15 protein-coding genes are annotated in these 17,499 nt (G+C 61.1%); 13 read left to right on the top strand and 2 right to left on the bottom strand.

Annotated features, from left to right (window positions below):
• Nucleotides 1-48: 48 nt before the first annotated feature.
• From PRI8871_RS10070 to PRI8871_RS10035, 8 genes are all read left to right on the top strand, one after another.
• On the top strand, nt 49-1,872 hold the full coding sequence (locus PRI8871_RS10070; RefSeq protein WP_108886095.1) for a feruloyl-CoA synthase: 1,824 nt from the start codon (nt 49-51) through the stop codon (nt 1,870-1,872).
• Between the two features lie 57 nt (nt 1,873-1,929).
• Nucleotides 1,930-2,664: a GntR family transcriptional regulator gene (locus tag PRI8871_RS10065; protein WP_108886094.1), complete on the top strand. Its 735-nt coding sequence runs from the start codon at nt 1,930-1,932 to the stop codon at nt 2,662-2,664.
• A gap of 136 nt (nt 2,665-2,800) precedes the next feature.
• Nucleotides 2,801-4,210 carry a vanillate/3-O-methylgallate O-demethylase gene (gene ligM, locus PRI8871_RS10060; protein WP_108886093.1) on the top strand — a complete coding sequence of 470 codons (1,410 nt, stop codon included), beginning with the start codon at nt 2,801-2,803 and terminating at the stop codon, nt 4,208-4,210.
• Nucleotides 4,211-4,411: 201 nt separating this feature from the next.
• Entirely contained in the window at nt 4,412-5,395 is a 984-nt protein-coding gene (locus tag PRI8871_RS10055; RefSeq protein ID WP_108886092.1) for a TRAP transporter substrate-binding protein, read from the top strand.
• Nucleotides 5,396-5,470: 75 nt separating this feature from the next.
• Entirely contained in the window at nt 5,471-5,899 is a 429-nt protein-coding gene (locus PRI8871_RS10050; protein WP_306418449.1) for a TRAP transporter small permease, read from the top strand.
• Nucleotides 5,896-7,200: a TRAP transporter large permease gene (locus tag PRI8871_RS10045; RefSeq protein WP_108886090.1), complete on the top strand. Its 1,305-nt coding sequence runs from the start codon at nt 5,896-5,898 to the stop codon at nt 7,198-7,200. Before PRI8871_RS10050 ends, PRI8871_RS10045 begins: the two co-directional genes overlap by 4 nt.
• Nucleotides 7,197-7,871 carry an alpha/beta fold hydrolase gene (locus tag PRI8871_RS10040; RefSeq protein ID WP_108886089.1) on the top strand — a complete coding sequence of 225 codons (675 nt, stop codon included), beginning with the start codon at nt 7,197-7,199 and terminating at the stop codon, nt 7,869-7,871. Before PRI8871_RS10045 ends, PRI8871_RS10040 begins: the two co-directional genes overlap by 4 nt.
• A gap of 4 nt (nt 7,872-7,875) precedes the next feature.
• Complete coding sequence (locus PRI8871_RS10035) at nt 7,876-8,199, top strand: YciI family protein (protein WP_108886088.1); 324 nt, start codon at nt 7,876-7,878, stop codon at nt 8,197-8,199.
• A gap of 77 nt (nt 8,200-8,276) precedes the next feature.
• On the opposite strand, the gene PRI8871_RS10030 is transcribed toward PRI8871_RS10035, so the two are convergent.
• Complete coding sequence (locus PRI8871_RS10030; RefSeq protein ID WP_108886087.1) at nt 8,277-9,464, bottom strand: LysR family transcriptional regulator; 1,188 nt, start codon at nt 9,462-9,464, stop codon at nt 8,277-8,279.
• A gap of 97 nt (nt 9,465-9,561) precedes the next feature.
• Here PRI8871_RS10030 and PRI8871_RS10025 point away from each other — a divergent pair, with 97 nt between their 5' ends.
• Together PRI8871_RS10025 and PRI8871_RS10020 are read left to right on the top strand one after the other, a co-directional pair.
• Nucleotides 9,562-10,938, top strand: coding sequence for an aminomethyltransferase family protein (locus tag PRI8871_RS10025; RefSeq protein ID WP_108886086.1), 1,377 nt, complete (start codon nt 9,562-9,564; stop codon nt 10,936-10,938).
• 112 nt (nt 10,939-11,050) lie between these two features.
• Nucleotides 11,051-11,935, top strand: a complete 885-nt coding sequence (locus PRI8871_RS10020; protein WP_108886085.1) for a methylenetetrahydrofolate reductase — start codon at nt 11,051-11,053, stop codon at nt 11,933-11,935.
• Nucleotides 11,936-11,989: 54 nt separating this feature from the next.
• On the opposite strand, the gene PRI8871_RS10015 is transcribed toward PRI8871_RS10020, so the two are convergent.
• Nucleotides 11,990-13,369 carry an FAD-binding oxidoreductase gene (locus tag PRI8871_RS10015; RefSeq protein ID WP_108886084.1) on the bottom strand — a complete coding sequence of 460 codons (1,380 nt, stop codon included), beginning with the start codon at nt 13,367-13,369 and terminating at the stop codon, nt 11,990-11,992.
• 171 nt (nt 13,370-13,540) lie between these two features.
• Between PRI8871_RS10015 and PRI8871_RS10010 the strand changes: the two genes are divergently transcribed.
• The 3 genes from PRI8871_RS10010 (at nt 13,541) to PRI8871_RS10000 (ending at nt 17,345) form a co-directional block, all read left to right on the top strand.
• Nucleotides 13,541-14,605: a LacI family DNA-binding transcriptional regulator gene (locus PRI8871_RS10010; protein WP_245897821.1), complete on the top strand. Its 1,065-nt coding sequence runs from the start codon at nt 13,541-13,543 to the stop codon at nt 14,603-14,605.
• Nucleotides 14,606-14,642: 37 nt separating this feature from the next.
• Nucleotides 14,643-15,992, top strand: coding sequence for an ABC transporter substrate-binding protein (locus PRI8871_RS10005; protein ID WP_108886082.1), 1,350 nt, complete (start codon nt 14,643-14,645; stop codon nt 15,990-15,992).
• A 108-nt stretch (nt 15,993-16,100) separates the two neighbouring features.
• Complete coding sequence (locus PRI8871_RS10000; RefSeq protein ID WP_108886081.1) at nt 16,101-17,345, top strand: carbohydrate ABC transporter permease; 1,245 nt, start codon at nt 16,101-16,103, stop codon at nt 17,343-17,345.
• Nucleotides 17,346-17,499 lie beyond the last annotated feature (154 nt).

Genomic DNA, 17,499 nt, shown 5'->3' with positions numbered 1-17,499 from the left:
CATGGAAAAAGTTTCCATGTAAACTAAATTCGGAAGAGGGAGGATTTCATGACCGCAGAGCAGGGGCAGCAGGCCAAATTCTGGGATGTCGATCTGGCGTGGGAAACCCGCGACGATGGCACCATGTATGTGTGGCAAAAGGGCGAATTGCCCAAGTTTCCAGACCGTTTGTCCGACAAGATCCACCACTGGGCCGAGGCCGCGCCAGACCGTCTTTGGATGGCGGCACGCGGCGAATCGGGCGCGTGGGAGGGCATGACCTATGCCGAGCTTTTGCGGAACGTGCGGGCCATTGGGCAGGCTTTGCTGGATCTGGGCTTGTCACAAGATCGGCCCTTGGTGATCCTCTCGGCCAACTCGATTCCGCACGGGCTGATGGCGCTTGGCGCGCAATATGTGGGCGTGCCGTCTGCGGCGATTGCCCCGGCCTATGCGCTGGTGTCGACTGACTATGGCAAGCTGAAATCGGTGCGCGATCAGATCACGCCGGGCGCGGTGTTTGCGGAAGGTTTGGATCAATTCGCCCCTGCGATAGATGCCGTGTTCGGTGATCTGCCGCGTTTGGGCGTCACTGGCCAGGGCGCAGCCATGTCGTGGGAGGCCCTGCTGGCCACCACCCCGACCGAGGCCGTGGATAAAGCCAACGCCGCCACAGGCCCCGATACCGTGGCCAAGTTCATGTTCACCTCTGGCACCACCGGATCGCCCAAGGCGGTGATCCAGACCCAGCGGATGCTGTGCGGGAACATGGCGCAGGTGCTGGATTGCTATGCCTATTTCAAGGACGAGCCGCCGGTGATCGTGGATTGGGCGCCGTGGAACCACGTGGCCAGCGGCAACAAGGTGTTCAACATGGCCATATACAATGGCGGCACCTTTTATATCGACGACGGTCGCCCGACGCCCAAGCTGATTGGCGAGACGATCCGCAACGTGCGCGAAGTCCGCCCGAACTGGTTCTTCAACGTCCCAGCAGGCTATGAGATGATGGTTGAGGAAATGAACCGTGATCCCGGCCTGCGCGATGCGTTCTTTTCCAACGTCAAACTGCTGCTTTATGCGGGCGCGGCCATGGCCCAGCACACCTGGACTGAGCTTGAGCGCCTCTCGCGTGAGGCGCTTGGCTATCGAGTCACACTCTCCACCGGGCTTGGGTCCACCGAAACCGCGCCGTTCTCGCTATTCTGTGTCGAGCCGCAAGAGGCGCCCGGCAATATCGGCGTGCCTGCCAAGGGCATCACGCTCAAGCTGGTGCCGAATGAGGGCAAGATGGAGGCCCGCGTAAAAGGCCCCAACGTGACGCCGGGCTATTGGCGCAACGAGATGCTGACCACCGAGGCGTTTGACGACGAGGGGTTCTATTGCTTTGGCGATGCGCTGCGGCTGGCCGATCCCGAAGATCCGCGCAAAGGGTTCTTCTTTGATGGCCGCGTGGCTGAAAACTTCAAGCTGGGCACCGGCACTTGGGTCGCCGTCGGCGCAATGCGCGCCAAGCTGACCGACGCCTTGGGCGGATTGGCCCGTGACGCGGTGCTGGTGGGCGAGGGGCATGAGGAGCTTGCGGCTCTGCTCATCCCGTTCCGCCCTGCGATGGAGCGGTTGGTCGAAGGCGGCGCGGCGCTAGAGGATGAGGCTTTGGTTGCACACCCCGCCGTGCGCGCCGAAACCGCGCGTTTGCTGGCCGCGCATGTGGGGGCCTCAACCGGATCGTCGAACCGGGTGCGCCGTGTGATGTACCTGACCGACCCGCTGGATCTGGACAAGGGCGAGGTGACGGACAAAGGCTCGGTCAACCAGCGGGCCGTTTTGCGCCACCGCGCCGATCTGGCCGAGGTGGTCTATACAGACGATCCGCGCGTTATCACCGCCTGAGACTTGCCGAAACCTGGCTTCCGTGTATACATTTCCTCTGAACAGAGGGATGTATACATGGATAAGACCTCCGCCAAGACCCACGCCAAGCGCGCCCTGCTAGAACTGCGCGAAAAGATCATCAACGGCGAATTCGCCGGGGGCCAGCGGCTCTATGAGGTGGCCTTGGCCGAGGCGCTGGATGTGTCCCGCACTCCTGTGCGCGAGGCCATGTCGCGCCTTGCCGAAGAGGGGCTGCTTGAACGCGCTTCGGGCGGCGGGTTTGTGGTGCGGTCCTTCACCGTGGCCGATGTGATTGATGCCATCGAATTGCGCGGCGTGCTAGAAGGCACAGTGGTGCGCGTGGCCGCCGAACGCGGGGTCGATGATAAGGCACTGGCCCCTGTGCGTCAGACGCTGATTGATCTGGATAAATGCTTTGGGGAAACAGTGGAAGATGTTGATTTTCCGCTGTATTCAGAACTGAATGCCCGGTTTCACGATCAACTGTCGGGCCTTGCCGGTAGCGCCATTCTAGCCCGGGAGCTGGAACGCGCGAAATCGCTGCCCTTTGCCTCGCCTTCGGCTTTTGTGCCATCAGGGAATGAGCCGCGCGCCTTCAATGTCTCGCTTGCCATTGCCCAAAGCCAGCACCGCGCCTTGGTCGATGCCATTGCCGCCCGCGAAGGTGCACGCGCCGAATCCATTGCACGCGAACACGCCAGAATCGCACGCGGCAATCTGAACTATCTGCTGGGTCAGGATGCGGCGGGCCTCGAGCGGATGCCGGGCCATGGGCTGTTGGTGGATTGATGGGATAACCATCTGATTTTCAACATTTGCTGCATCTGCATACAATGCGATGTATGCGCGAGCGGGCGATTTTGCTTGATTTCACCCTGAATCACTGCCTCTATGTATACAATTCATTAGGAGGAGGAGTGATCCCATGGCTGCAACCAGCCTTCAGGACGTGATGGATGAGGCCGGCAACATCGTTGATGTGCTGCGCAACTCGAAAATTGGCATGTATGTATACCCGGTCGTCGCACCGGAATTCTCAAACTGGCGCGTTGAGCAAGAAGCATGGCGCAAGACCGCCGTTCTGTTCGATCAGTCGCACCATATGGACGAAGTGATCGTCGAAGGCCCGCAGGCGGCAGAGTTCCTTGCCCACCACGGCATCAACAGCTTTTCGAACTTCGGTCTGAACCGCGCCAAGCACTATGTGCCCGTGACCCCGGCGGGCCACGTGATCGGCGACCACATCATTTTCCGCGAGCGGGAAGACAAGTTCGTGCTGGTGGGCCGCGCGCCGACCTCGAACTGGCTGATGTTCGCGGCGGCCTATGGCAACTGGAACGTCCGTCTGCGCCACGACCCGCGCAGCCCCAGCCGCCCCGAAGGCGAGCGTGTCCTGCGTGAACATTACCGTTTCCAGATTCAGGGCCCCGATGCGACGGCGATCTTTGAAAAGATGAACGGCGGCCCGATCCCCGACATCAAGTTCTTCCACGTGGACTGGATCAACATCGGCTCGAAGAAGGTGCAGGCGCTGCGCCACGGTATGTCCGGTGCGCCGGGTCTGGAAGTCTGGGGTCCGTATAAGGACAAAGACTATATCCACTCGACCATCATGCAGGCCGCCCGCGATGCAGGGGTGAACCTTGTTCAGTGTGGCGCTCGTGCCTATTCGACCAACACGCTGGAGTCGGGCTGGATTCCGTCGCCGTTGCCGGGCATCTACAGCGGCGATGGCATGATGGCAGACTACCGCCAGTGGCTGGGTGCCGATATGTACGAAGCGGCCGGTGCCATCGGTGGGTCGTTCGTTTCGGACAACATCGAAGACTATTACGTCAACCCGTTCGAACTGGGCTACGACTTCTACATCGGTTGGAAGAAAGACGACTTCATCGGCAAGGCCGCGCTTGAAAAGATCAAAGCGGAAGGCGCAAAGCGCAAGAAGGTCACGTTTGAATGGAACCGGGATGACATTCTCAAAGTCATCGCCTCGTCCTTTGAGCAGGGCACGCCCTATAAGTGGATCGACTTCCCGCAGCCCAACTATGCCTCGTCCAGCGCCGATATGGTCTGTGACGACAGCGGCAAGATGGTCGGCATGTCAATGTTCAACGGCTATTCGTTCAACGAACGCTGCATGCTGAGCCTTGGTGTCGTGAACAACGACGTGCAGGTTGGTGACGTTCTGACCCTGAAGTGGGGCGAGCCGGAGACCACGGGCAAGACCTCGACCGAGGTGCACAAGCAGGCCGAAATTCGCGTTCGCGTATCGCCGACACCGTATTCCAGCGAAGCCCGCGAAAACTATGCGGACAGCTGGCGGACGAAAAGCTGAACGCTGCGTTCAAAAAGAATGACGGGCCTTGGCCCGTCATTCCTGTTTTAGCTGCGGGGGACAGCGCAGGCGTATAGCCTGTTTCAATACTCGGACCATGGAAGTGATTGGGCGGCACAAGTCCAACTAAGTACCGTGGATTTCGAGGAAACCGCCACTAGATGTGGCACTTAACATCGCGTGACTTAAGGGAGGACGCACATGTTCCAAGGAAAAATCATCAAGGCAGCAGTTGCCGCCGCCGCCTTCACGGCGCTGGCAGCACCGGCTATGGCCGAAACGCTGAAGCTGGCCCACTGGGTGCCGCCGGCGCATATTCTGACCAAATCCACCGTTGAGCCGCTGCAAAACGCGCTGAACGGTTCGGGTCTGGACGTCGAAGTCTATCCGGGCGGTGAGCTGGGCAAAGGACCGCTGGAGCAGTACATCCGTGCCGTTCAGGGCGTGGCCGATATCACCTGGGGCCTTCAGGGCTATACCTCGTCGCAGTTCCCGCGCACCATGGTGTCGGAACTGCCGGGCGCGCTGCCGGACGGCATGGGCGGCTATGACCTGATCTGGAATGCCTATGACGCAGGCCAGCTGGACAAGGAATTCCCTGGCACGCAGCCTCTGGCGCTGTGGCTGTCTGAGCCGAACATCTTCATCATGAAAGACCGTGACATTCGCACCCCCGATGACCTGAAGGGTCTGAAGATGCGCGTGTCGGGGTCGGCGGCTGCCGCTGTGATGGAAGCGCTTGGCGCAACCCCCGTTCAGATGCCCGCGGGCGAGATCTACAACTCGCTGCAAACCGGCCTGATCGATGGCGTTGTGACCGGTGCTTCGGCGGTCGGTGACTTCAAGCTGGACGAAGTGGCCAACAGCTACACCATCGGTGCGCCGCTGGGCCGGATTTCCTTCTATCTGGTCATGAACAAAGGCAAGTACGATGGTCTGTCGGCTGACCACAAAGCCGCGCTGGACGCCATCGCAGGTCGCCCGCTGTCGAAATCGGCAGAGGATGGCTGGAATGGCCGCGCCGCTGACGTGATCGAAAGCCTGAAGGCCGCCGGTGACAACACGGTCTACTTCCTGAACGCTGATGAAGCCGCCGCCTTTGGTGCGCTGACCCTGCCGGTCACGGATAAGATCGTGGGCGAGCTGGGCGCCGAAGAGGTGCTGGCCACCATGCAGGGCAACTAAACCTTGCTGGCATCGCTGGATAAAGTTGCGGACAGGCTTATCAGCCTGTCCGCGCTCATTGGCACCCTGGGTTTGTTGACCGAGGTTGTCATCATCATGATCGACGTCGTGGGCCGCTACTTTGGCGCGCCATTGCGCGGGGCGCAGGACATCACTCAAATGGGCTTGGTTCTGATCGTCTTTGGCGGCATGGCCCTGTGTGACCGCGTCGGCGGGCATATCAACGTCGATCTGTTCGAAAAGAAATTTCCGCCCACCGTCATCTGGCTTGGCGATTTTATCTCAGCATGGTTGGGCGCGATCATCTTCGCCGCCATCGCTGTTTATGTGTTGGAGAGCGCCGCGCTTAGCCGAATGCTGAACCTGGCCACCAATATCATCAACCTGCCCAAGGCATGGTTCCAATATTTCGTCGTGGCGGCCTGTATCATCACCGCTTTCGGCATGGCCCTGCGCGGCATCGGCCTGATGCTGACCGGCACCTCAGGAAAGGGCGCAGCATGAGCAGTTTTGCACTTGGCGTCTGGGGCATGGTTGCCCTGTTTGGCCTATTGGCGCTGCGCGTACCTGTGGCCTTTGCCATGTTCGCGGTCGGCTTCACCGGCATTGCCATCCTGAACGGTTTTTCCTCGGCCACATCGACGCTGGCCTCCGAGGCGTTCACGCTGGCGGCCTCAGCCGAACTGGTCGTCGTGCCGCTGTTCATCCTGATGGGCAACGTCGCCACCGAAACCGGGATGAGCCGTAAGCTCTATGATGCTGCCTATGCTATGATCGGGTCGGTGCGCGGCGGTCTGGCCTCGGCCACGGTGATCGGCTGCGGCGGCTTTGCTGCGCTGTCTGGCTCATCCGTCGCATCGGCCCTGACCATGGGCAAAGTCAGTTTGGCCGAGATGGACCGCTTCAACTACAGCCCGCGCCTCAGCACCGGGGTTGTCGCCGCAGGCGGTACGCTGGGCATTTTGATCCCGCCCTCGACCGGTTTCGTGATCTACGCGATCCTGACGCAGGAAAGCATTGGCCGTCTGTTCCTTGCAGGCGTGTTGCCCGGACTTTTGCTGCTGACCATGTTCGTTCTGACCGTCAGCCTTCTGTGCTGGATCAATCCGGCGATGGGCCCGGCTGGCCCCAAGACGTCGCTGAGCGAAAAGGCCAAAGCCATGATGGGCGCAACGCCCATTCTGATGGTGATCGCGCTGACCATTGGCGGGATCTACGGCGGGATCTTTTCGCCGGTCGAAGCGGCCGCAGTCGGCGCAGGGCTGGTCATTCTGTTCGGTGCGGCTATGGGCAAGCTGACCCTGCGCGGGTTTTGGAGTGCGGCGCGGTCCTCGGTTGTGACGACGGCGGCTGTCATGCTGATCCTGATCGCGGCGCATATGCTGAACCCGTTTCTGGCGCTAAGCCATATTCCCCAGGTCATGGGCGAATTTCTGGCCGGTCTGAGCCTGCCGCCCTTGGGCATTCTGGCGGTGATCTTGCTGTGTTATCTGGTGCTTGGCTGCTTTCTTGAAGGCTTTGCCATGCTGGTGCTATCGATGCCGATCTTCTTTCCGGTCATCACATCGCTGGGCATTGATCCGATCTGGTTCGGCGTGTTGGTGGTGCTGACGCTGGAAATGGGGCTGATCTCACCGCCCGTGGGGCTGAACGTGTTCATCGTGAAATCGGTGGCGCCGAATGTGCCGCTGTCGGATATCTTCCGCGGTGTGTTCCCGTTCTGGCTGGCGATGCTGGTGACCCTGGCGCTGTTGGTGGCTTTCCCGCAAATCGCGCTGATCCTGCCGAACACGATGATCCAATGACGGTTCTGCTGATCCCCGGGCTCCTGTGCGACCGCGTCGTATGGGAGCCCGCGATTGACGCCTTGGGCGGGCAGGCGGCAGTGGCCGATCTATCGACCCAATCCGACATACGGGACATGGCGCGCGATTGCCTTGCGCGCCATGATGGCCCCCTGCGGGTCGCGGGGCATTCCATGGGCGCACGCGTCGCTATGGAGATGGCCCATCAAGCGCCGGACCGGATCGAGCGGCTGGCGCTGCTGGACACCGGCATTCATCCGCTGAAAGAGGGCGAGCCGGAAAAGCGCGCCGAGATCGTGCGCTTTGCCAATGAAAACGGGATGGCGGCGCTGGCCGAACGCTGGTTGCCGGGCATGATCCACCGCAAGGATCTGCCGCAGGTGTGGGACATGCTGCGCGCCATGGTACTGCGGATGAATCCCGCCTTACATGCCCGGCAGATTGCCGCGCTGGTGGGGCGGCCCGATGCCTCGTCCTATTTGGCAGATGTGACATGCCCCGTGCTGCTGGTTGTGGGCCGCCAAGACCAATGGAGTCCGGTATCCCAGCACGAAGATATGAAGGTCTTGATGCCGCAAGCGCAGCTGGAAGTGGTCGAGAATGCGGGGCATTTCGCGCCGGTTGAACAGCCTGAAGCCGTTGCCGCACTTCTGAAAGCCTTTCTGGAGTAAGCCGATGTTCTTCCTGATGCGCTGTATTCACCACCCCGATATGGACGCGCAGCGCGATGCCCTGCGCCCGACCCATCGCGACTGGGTCAAAAGCGCGGGCGGCAATTCGGCGTCCTGCCTGATCGGCTCGGCTTTGTGGAAGGACGATGGTTCGGCCCTTGGGCATTTCGGCATTTTGCAGGCCGAGAGCGGGGCCAAAGCCCGCGCCTTTGCCGAAGGCGATCCGTTCAACACTGGTGGCGTGGTGGCCGAAATCCACATCACCCGGCTGGCCGACGGGTTCCAATCGGACCGCGTGTCCGAGTGGATGAGCCGCGTCTCGGGCTAGGCGGGGCGGTGGACTTTGGCGGGGCGGTGGGTTGAAAACCCACCCTACGCCGTCGCGCCATCGCCGCAGGGTGGGTTTTAACCCACCGTTTGCGGCAAATCTGGTCGCAGCGCGCCCCTGAACGCATCAATCATCCGAACATCCGCCCCGCGCCGTGTTGTCAGGCCGATCTCAACCTCGGCATCGGGCAGGTCGATGGCCACCTGTTTCAAGCGCGCATCCAGCCCGGCCAAGTGGTCGCGCGAATAGGCCAATAGCCCGACCGACTCCGAATGGATCACCACCGCCTCGGCCTGAACAAAGCTGTGAATCTCGCAGGTTTGGGTGGGCGGCGGCGTGCCTTCGGCGGCGTAAAGCCGTTCGAAATAGCTGCGAATGGGCGTGCCATGCTGCGCCACCATCCACGTCTGATCGCGCAGAGTTGTCATGGTTTGCGGCGCGTCATGGCAGGGGTGATCGGCCCGCGCCACCAGCGCGTAGCGTTCGTGATAAAGAAACCGCTCCTCTAGCGCGGCGATTTTCGGCGGGCGGCGCAAAATGCCCATCAGGCAGTCGATTTCCCCGCGCATCAGCGCATCGGTCAACATGGCGTAGCTGCCGGGAATGGCCATCAGGCGCAGGCCCGGATGGCTGTGTGTCAGTCGTCCAAAAGCGCGCGCCACCAGATCCTGCCCGGAAAAGGGCAGCATCCCCACCGCCAGCCGCCCGCGCTCTAATCCGGGACGTTCCGCCAGCATTTCCGCAAGTGTGCCAATCTCCCGGCGCAAAAGCTCGCCCAATTCGGCCAGTCGGCGCGCAGCGGCAGTGGCCTCAAGCCCGTCGCGGCGGCGCTGAAACAGGGGGGGGCAGAACCCGTTGACCGCGGACAGGGTGCGGCTGATCGCGGGTTGGCTGACGCCCAGATCTGTGGCCGCACTCAAGGTAGAACCGTGGCGCACCACGGCGGCAATCGCATCAAGCTGCGACCATTTCAGATGCGGTGCCAGATTGGCGCGGATCCCTTCGGCGGCAAAGGCGGCCTCGGCCTGGGCAATCGCGGCGCGGCCCCGTGCGCAACGATCCAGCACAATGGATCCGAATGCGGTGGGGTCTGATCCGCTCCAGCCGCGCTGAAAAATCGCCCGGCCAAGCGCGTCCTCGGCGGCGGCGACGGTCCTTGATACCACCGATTGCGAGGTGTTCAGGATTTCGGCGGCGGGGCCGATCCCGCGTGTGCGCGCCACAGCGTCCAGAACGCGCACTTGTTTTAGCGATAGGGTGTCCATCTCATGATATAATCAGTTTGGTCTTGGCTATTCAATATTCGCATAAGTGCTGATCGACACCTCCTGCTACCAATGCAGCCAACAAGAGGAGACCCAAATGACCCGTTCACTCGAAGATAAGCTCAAAGACTACGACAGCCCCGCGCAGATGCTGCAAAACGCGCAGATCGGCAAATATGTTTATCCCATCCCCGCCGAATTCTCGAACTGGGTGGATGAACAATTGGCCTGGCGCAATACGGCGGTGCTGTTCGACCAATCCGTTCATATGACTGACCTCTACGTCAAAGGCCCGGATACCATCCGCCTGCTGTCGGATCTTGCGGTGAATTCGTTCAAAGGGTTCGGGCGCAACAAGGCCAAGCAGATCGTCTGCTGCAATGAGGATGGCTATCTGATCGGCGACAGCATCCTGTTTGGGCTTGAGGATGACGAGGTGAACATCGTTGGCCGCCCGAACATTCCCAACTGGGTGCAGTATCACGCCGAAACCGGTGGGTATGATGTCGAAGTGTTCCGCGATGAGCGCCGCCTTGATGCGCCGGATGCGCCGCGCCGCACCTATCGCTATGAGGTTCAAGGCCCCAACGCCATGGCCATTCTTGAGGCTGTGAACGAAGGCGGGCCGCTTGTCACCAAATTCTTCAATATGGGCGAAATCACGATTGCAGGCTGCAAGGCGCGTACCCTGTCGCACGGGATGGGCGGCCAAAAGGGGCTAGAGCTTTGGGGGCCGTATGAGGACGGGCCGAAGGTCAAAGCTGCGCTGGTTGAGGCAGGCAAAGCCTATGGTATGCGTCAGGCCGGTGCCCGCGCCTATGCCACGGTGGCGATGGAATCTGGCTGGATCCCGTCGCCGCTGCCTGCGATCTACACTGGCGCCAGCACCAAGGGTTTCCGCGAATGGCTGACAGATCGCAGTTTCGAGGCCGTGGCCTCGATCGGGGGCAGTTATCAATCGGGTGATGTGACCGACTATTACCTGACGCCGTGGGATCTCGATTATCACCGCGTGATCAAGTTTGACCATGATTTCATCGGCCGCGCCGCTTTGGAAAAGATGACCGAGGCAGGTGGCCACCGCACCAAGGTCACGCTGGTCTGGGACAAAGAGAGCATCCTTGAGATCTTCGGCGGCTTGATGGATGTCGATGGTCTGCCGCCTAAGCTGATGGAAATGCCTGCCGGTCATTACGCGGCGCATCCCTATGACGCGGTCACGCTTAACGGCGCGGGCGTCGGAATCTCGACCTATCCGGTCTATACCGCGAACGAACGGGCGTGGATTTCGCTGGCTGTGGTGAACGGGGATCTGGCCGCGCCGGGAACCAAGGTGAATGTCCTTTGGGGCGAGGCCGATGGCGGCACGGGCAAGCCCGTCGTCGAACGTCACCGCCAGATGACCGTGGGTGCGACCGTACAGCCGTGGCCGATTCATACCGCAAGCCGGATGGAATACCGTAAGCAAGACTAGGCATTGGCTAAATGTATGCATGAATGGCCGCCGGCATCCCGCTTGCGGCCATTCTTTTTCTTGAAACGTAGGTGAATCGCTGTATCATGTATACATTGTGGAGGAGGAGGCCATGGGAACTGTGACCCGTTTGGAGATGCAAGACACCGCGCAAGCGCGCATGACGGCGCTGCTTGAGGGCGCCTCGATCGAGGTAATGCCGCGCACCGCTGCCAAGGTTGAGGACTTTGGCGCTTTGCTGCCCAAGGGCTCGCGCGTGTATGTGGCCCATATCGAAGGCACCCCGATTGAGGACATGGTGCAGACCGTGCGCCGCCTCTCGGACGAGGGCTACGCCGCTATGCCCCATGTGCCCGCGCGGATCATTCCCGATCTGACAGCGTTCGAGGATTGGCTAAAACGCTACGCCGACGCAGGCGCATGTCAGGCGCTGGTTCTGGCAGGCGGGCCGACCACGCCGCTTGGCACCCTGACCAGCGCGATGGATCTTCTGGTCTCGGGCCTGTTTGACAAACACGGGTTCAAGCGGCTTCATGTCGCGGGCCACCCCGAGGGCAACAAGGACATCGATCCCGATGGCAGCAATGCGCAGGTCGATGCGGCGCTGGCGTGGAAGCAGGGCTTTGCTGAGCAGACCGATGCCAAAATGGCCATCGCCACCCAGTTCGCCTTTGAATCTGGCCCGATTATTGCGTGGGAAAACCGGCTGCGCGGGCAGGGGATCACCTTGCCGATCCATGTGGGTGTTGCCGGACCGACCAAGCTGCAAACCCTGATCAAATTCGCCATTGCCTGCGGTGTTGGCCCGTCCTTGGGCGTGCTGCAAAAACGGGCCAAGGACATCACCAAGCTGATGCGCCCGATTGAGCCTACTGACTTGGTGCAATCGCTGGCCGATCACAAAGCGCAAACGCCTGACAGCCTGATCGAAACGGCGCATGTGTTTCCACTGGGCGGGATCAAGGCCTCGGCCGAATGGCTCTCGGCCAATCGCTGAAACCGCGTCCCGCAAAGCAAAAGCCCCGGCAGTGCCGGGGCTTTTTCGTTTGGGTCAGGCGTTGCCCGGCGGCAGCATCTTGCCGGGGTTCATGATGTTCTTGGGATCGAACGAGGCTTTGATCGCCCGCATATAGGACAGTGCAGGACCATGTTCGGCGGTCATATATTTCATTTTTCCAAGGCCAATGCCGTGTTCCCCCGACACCGTGCCGCCCAATCGCAGGGCGGTTTCCGAAAGCGCGCTGGTCATTTCCGCCACGCGGGCCATCGAGTCCGGATCCTCGGGGTTGCAGCTGATGCCGCAGTGGAAATTGCCGTCGCCCACATGGCCAACAATGGGTGCAGTCAAGCCAAGGCGTTTGCTGTCTTCCTGCGCTTGCAGCACGGCCTCAGCCAGTTTCGAGATCGGCACGCAGACATCCGTAGACAGGATCTTGGCGCCCGGCTCCAGCATTTTGGTGGCGTGGTGCGCATTGTGGCGCATCTTCCAAAGCGCGGTGCGATCCTCGGCCTTTTCAGCCCATTGGAAGCCGCTGGCGCCGAACTCTTCGGCGATATCGCCAAAGGCCGCGGCCTGTTCCTTGGTGCCGTCAGGGGTGCCGTGGAACTCAATGAAAAGATGCGGTTTTTCCGGCAGGCTGCCTTTGGTGTACAGGTTAAAGCCCTTCACCATCACCTCATCCACCAGCTCAATTCGCGCCATCGGGATGCCCGATTGAATGGTCAGGATCACGGTGTTCACCGCATCCTCGACGCTTTCAAAACGGCAGGTCGCGGCTGACATCGCCTCGGGGATGCCTTGCAGGCGCAGGGTGATTTCGGTGATCACGGCCAGCGTGCCTTCGGAGCCGACCAGCAAATGCGTCAGGTCATAGCCGGTTGAGGATTTTCGCGCCTGTGTTCCGGTGCGGATGATCGTGCCATCGGCCATCACGGCCTCTAGCGCCAGAACGTTTTCGCGCATGGTGCCATAACGCACGGCGGTGGTGCCGCTGGCGCGGGTGGCGGTCATCCCGCCAAGCGAGGCATTCGCGCCGGGATCAATCGGGAAGAACAGGCCGGTGGTGCGCAGGTCTTCGTTCAACTGTTCGCGCGTGACGCCCGGCTGCACAACCACGTTCAGATCTTCGGCATTGATCGTCAGAACCTTGTTCATGCGGTTCATATCAAGGCTGATGCCGCCCTTCAGCGCCAGATGCTGGCCTTCCAACGACGAGGCCGCGCCATAGGGGACGATGGGGCAGTCTTCCTCGGCGCAGATCTTCACCAGTGCCGCGATTTCTTCGGTTGATTCGGGGTAGACCACCGCATCGGGCAGCATGGTGTCGTAATGAGTTTCATTCTGCGCATGCTCGGCCCGGATGGCGTTGGCGGTGCTAAGCCGATCGCCGAAAATTTCGGTCAGGCGGGCAATGGCGGCAGCGTGCTGCATGAAACTCTCCCTGATATAATCTGATGTTTGGTATACCATTTCACTTGACCCGAGCAAGCAGCGATATCGTCTTGCCCAAAATATCGGCGGAATGAAATTTCTTCTAACCCTGCGAAAAAGACTTGCCGAAACCGGTTTCGGAAAAGACCGTAAGGCACGGGAGAGCGAAACGTGACTGAAATCTCATCATTTCCGATGCTGCACGGCGCGCGTCGTCGGGTGACTATTTCGGACGTGTCCGATGCGCTGGGGCTGACCAAAAGCACCGTGTCGCGGGCATTGAACGGATACCCGGATATTTCCGAGGCGACGCGCCTGAAGGTGCAGAAGATGGCGACCAAGATGGGGTATCGCCCGCATTCTCAGGCGCAGGCGATCCGCACGGGGCGGGTTCGTGCGCTTGGGTTGGTGGTGCAGATGCATGACCACGATTCGCAGCGTCCCTTTCTGGCCGAATTCCTGTCCGGCATCAGTTGTTCTGCCAGTGCCGAAGGTTGGACGCTGACGGTTGCCACAGCGGCGAGCGAGGCCGAAACGCTCGAGGCGATGCGCGCTTTGGTGCGGGACGGCAAGGCCGATGGGTTTATCCTTCCGCGTTCGCGCCGCGAAGATCCGCGCGTTGATCTGCTGCGGCAGGCGGGGGTGCCGTTCGTGCTCTATGGGCGGGCCGTGGCACCGGAAGGCTGTGCTTGGTTTGACTTCTTGGGCGAGCAGGCCATGTCCGAGGCGGTGCTGCATCTGGCCAGCCTTGGCCATCGCAGGATCGGGTTTTTCAACGGCGGCTTGGGTTATGTCTATAGCGGCTTGCGGGCCGCAGGGTTTGGCGCGGGTATGTCGGCAGCGGGGCTGACGATTGATCCGCAGCATTGCCGTGATGACATTCTAACTGCCGAGCATGGCCGCCGCGCCGCGCTGTCTGTGCTGGATCATCCCGAACACCCCACAGCGATCATCTGCGCGACCGATATGGGGGCCATTGGCATCTATGCCGCCGCCGAAGAATTGGGTCTTCGGATTGGCCGCGATCTGTCGGTCATTGCATATGACGGAACGCCCGAAGGCGCGTTTCAGTCCCCGCCATTGTCAACCTTTGCCGTTGATAACCGCCGCGCTGGCGAACGTCTGGGCGCTTTGCTGATCCGCCGGATCAGGGGCGAGGCGGTCGAAGCGCTGCGGGAAACAGACACCGCCCGGTTCTTGGATCGCGGATCCGCCGGGCGCAGCGTTAAAGAGTAAAACACAAATATATCAAACCGATGGGAGGTTATCTGATATGACAATCGCAAAGAAAATTTACCTGTCCAGTGCCGCAATGGCATTGGCGCTGACCGCCTCGGCGGCGATGGCGGATGATATCCGTTTCTGGACCACCGAAGAACAGCCCGAGCGTCTGGCCAAGCAGCAGGAAATGGCAGCTGCCTTTACCGCGCAGTCGGGTCACACGGTTGAGGTGATCCCGGTCACCGAATCCGATTTGGGCACCCGCGCCACCGCTGCCTATGCCGCAGGCGATCTGCCCGATGTGATCTATCACACGCTGCAATACGCGCTTCCCTGGGCCGAAGCGGGCATTCTGGACACCGACGCCGCCACGGACGTGATCGAGGATCTGGGCGAAGGCACCTTTGCCCCCGGCGCGCTGAACATGGCGGCTGTTGATGGCGGTTATGCCTCGGTTCCGGTCGATGGCTGGACGCAGATGGTTGTCTACCGCAAAGACCTGTTCGACGCCGCAGGCCTTGCTGCGCCCACCAGCTACGACGCCGTGCGCGCCGCATTGGGCAAGCTGCATAACCCGCCGGAAATGTTCGGTTTTGTGGCCGCCACCAAGGTGGACGAGAACTTCATGAGCCAGGTTCTGGAACATGTGTTCCTGGCCAATGGCGTGTCGCCGGTGGGCGGCGAAGGCTTTGCCGCGCTGGATGAGGCCAAGACCACCGAAGTTCTGGAATTCTACAAGGCCATCGCAGAAGCCTCGCCTCCGGGGGATCTCTACTGGCAGCAATCGCGCGAACTGTATTTCGCGGGCAAAGCGGCGATGATCATCTGGTCGCCCTTCATCCTTGACGAACTGGCCGGTCTGCGTGACAGCGCCCCGCCCACCATCAACGATGATCCGACCTCGCCCGAACTGGCGTCGAAAACCGGTATCGTCACCAACTTTGCTGGCCCGTCGAACCCCGATGGCGCGGCATGGGGTGACATCCGTTACTTCGGCATCACCTCGGACGCGGAAACCGATGCGGCGATGGAATTCGTGAAGTTCTCGATGGATGAGGGCTACACCCAGACCCTGTCGATTGCCCCCGAAGGCAAGTTCCCCGTCCGTCGCGGCAATGGCAGCGATCCGGCGGCCTTCACCAAGGCGTGGTCGGAACTGCCGGTTGGCGTTGATCGCAAGGCCCCGCTGGGCAGCCTTTACGCACAAGAGATGATCGACGAGATCGTCGGCGGCCTGGATGTGGCACAGCGCTGGGGCGTGAAAGAAGGCCAGTTGGCCCTGGCCTCGAAGATGATCAACAGCCAGATCATCAACCGCGTGGTGCGGGAATATATCGACGGCCAGATCGACGCGGCGGCTGCTGTGGCGAAAATGAACGACGAGCTGTCGAAGGTCGAGTAACCTTTGATCTGTGGGGGCGGCCACGCGCTGCCCCCACGCTATGTACCAGTGTTGTCGGGGATGCCTGTATGATGCCCCGAACCTGAGAGATTTTCTGAAGGCATCGCTATGACCGTTTCCACCCCCCCGACAGGGGCCGGACCTTTGGCACGCCGCGAGGCGCGTCTGGCGTGGGGCTTGCTTGCCCCGACTTTGCTGGCCGTGTCGCTTGTGGTGATCCTGCCGCTGCTGGCCGTGTTCTGGATCAGTTTCAAACCCGTGGGCCTTGCCGATCTGCGGCCCCCTGCGCCTGTGGTCCGCGAAGATCTGCGCGGCAAGCCGCAAACCGCGGGCGACGAGGCGACGATCCGCTACCGGCTGCGCAATTCCTCGCAGGACAAGGTGATTTCGGGCGTTGTGCTGACGGATACCTGGCCTGAGGGGCTGGCGCCCGTCGCGCTGGACCCGCGCTGCACGCTGAATGGCGAGGCGCTGCGTTGTGATCTGGGCGATTGGGAGGGCGGCTTTCGCGACGAAATCCGTCTGGATGTGACCGTGGGCCAAGCCTTTCTGGACGCAGGCGGCGATGTGGATGACACCGAGGCCGCTATTGCTGGCAACGCCGAGAACATCCTGACCAACGCCAGTTTCACGCTTGAGAACTTCACCCGCATCTTCGACGGCGCGCAGTTCTGGAGCGTATTCGGCGTCACGATCTTCTATACCGTCTTCGGCACCGTTGGCGCACTGGTCATGGGGCTGTTTGCCGCCATGCTGCTGAACCGGTCGTTCAGGGGCCAAGGGTTCCTGCGCGGGCTTTACCTGTTCCCCTATGTGGCCCCGGTGATTGCGGTGGCGTTTTCGTGGATCCTGCTGTTCGACCCGTTCTCAGGCTCGGCCAATGCGCTGCTGCTGCAAATGGGCGTGACGCAACAGTCGATTAACTTCTTTGGCGAGCGGCCCTTGGCGCTGATCATGGTCACGCTGTTCGAGATCTGGCGCTATTTTCCGCTGTCTTTCCTGTTCATCCTTGCGCGGATGCAGTCGATCGACACGGATATGTATGAGGCCGCGGATATGGACGGGGCCAGCCCGTTCCAGAAGTTCTGGTATCTGTCGATGCCGCAATTGCTGGGCATCCTGAGCGTGCTGTTCCTGCTGCGTTTCATTTGGACCTTCAACAAGTTCGACGACATTTTCCTGCTGACCGGCGGCAACGCCGGGACGCGGACCCTGACGGTAAACGTCTATGAGCAAGCCTTTGCCGTGTCGAACATCGGCGCGGGCGCGGCTGTGGCCGTGGTGATTTTCAGCTGCTTGCTGGTGTTCTCGTTCTTCTTCTTCAAGTTCATGTCGAAGGAGGAGGGGCTATGAGGGGTTTCGCTTGCCTGCGGCAATCGACGGATGCGAGGGGCGCTGCCCCTCGCGCTCCCCGGCGGTATTTGGACGGGGATGGAGACGCTGGATTGGCGGGTGGCCATCTTGCGTTGAGGGCGGGGCCGAGGGGCCAGCCCCTCGGGCTCCCCGG

The organism is Pseudoprimorskyibacter insulae (assembly GCF_900302505.1).
Classification (GTDB): Bacteria; Pseudomonadota; Alphaproteobacteria; order Rhodobacterales; family Rhodobacteraceae; genus Pseudoprimorskyibacter; species Pseudoprimorskyibacter insulae.
Note: the sequence above shows the minus strand (reverse complement) of the source record. Positions and strands in the feature narration are given on the sequence as shown.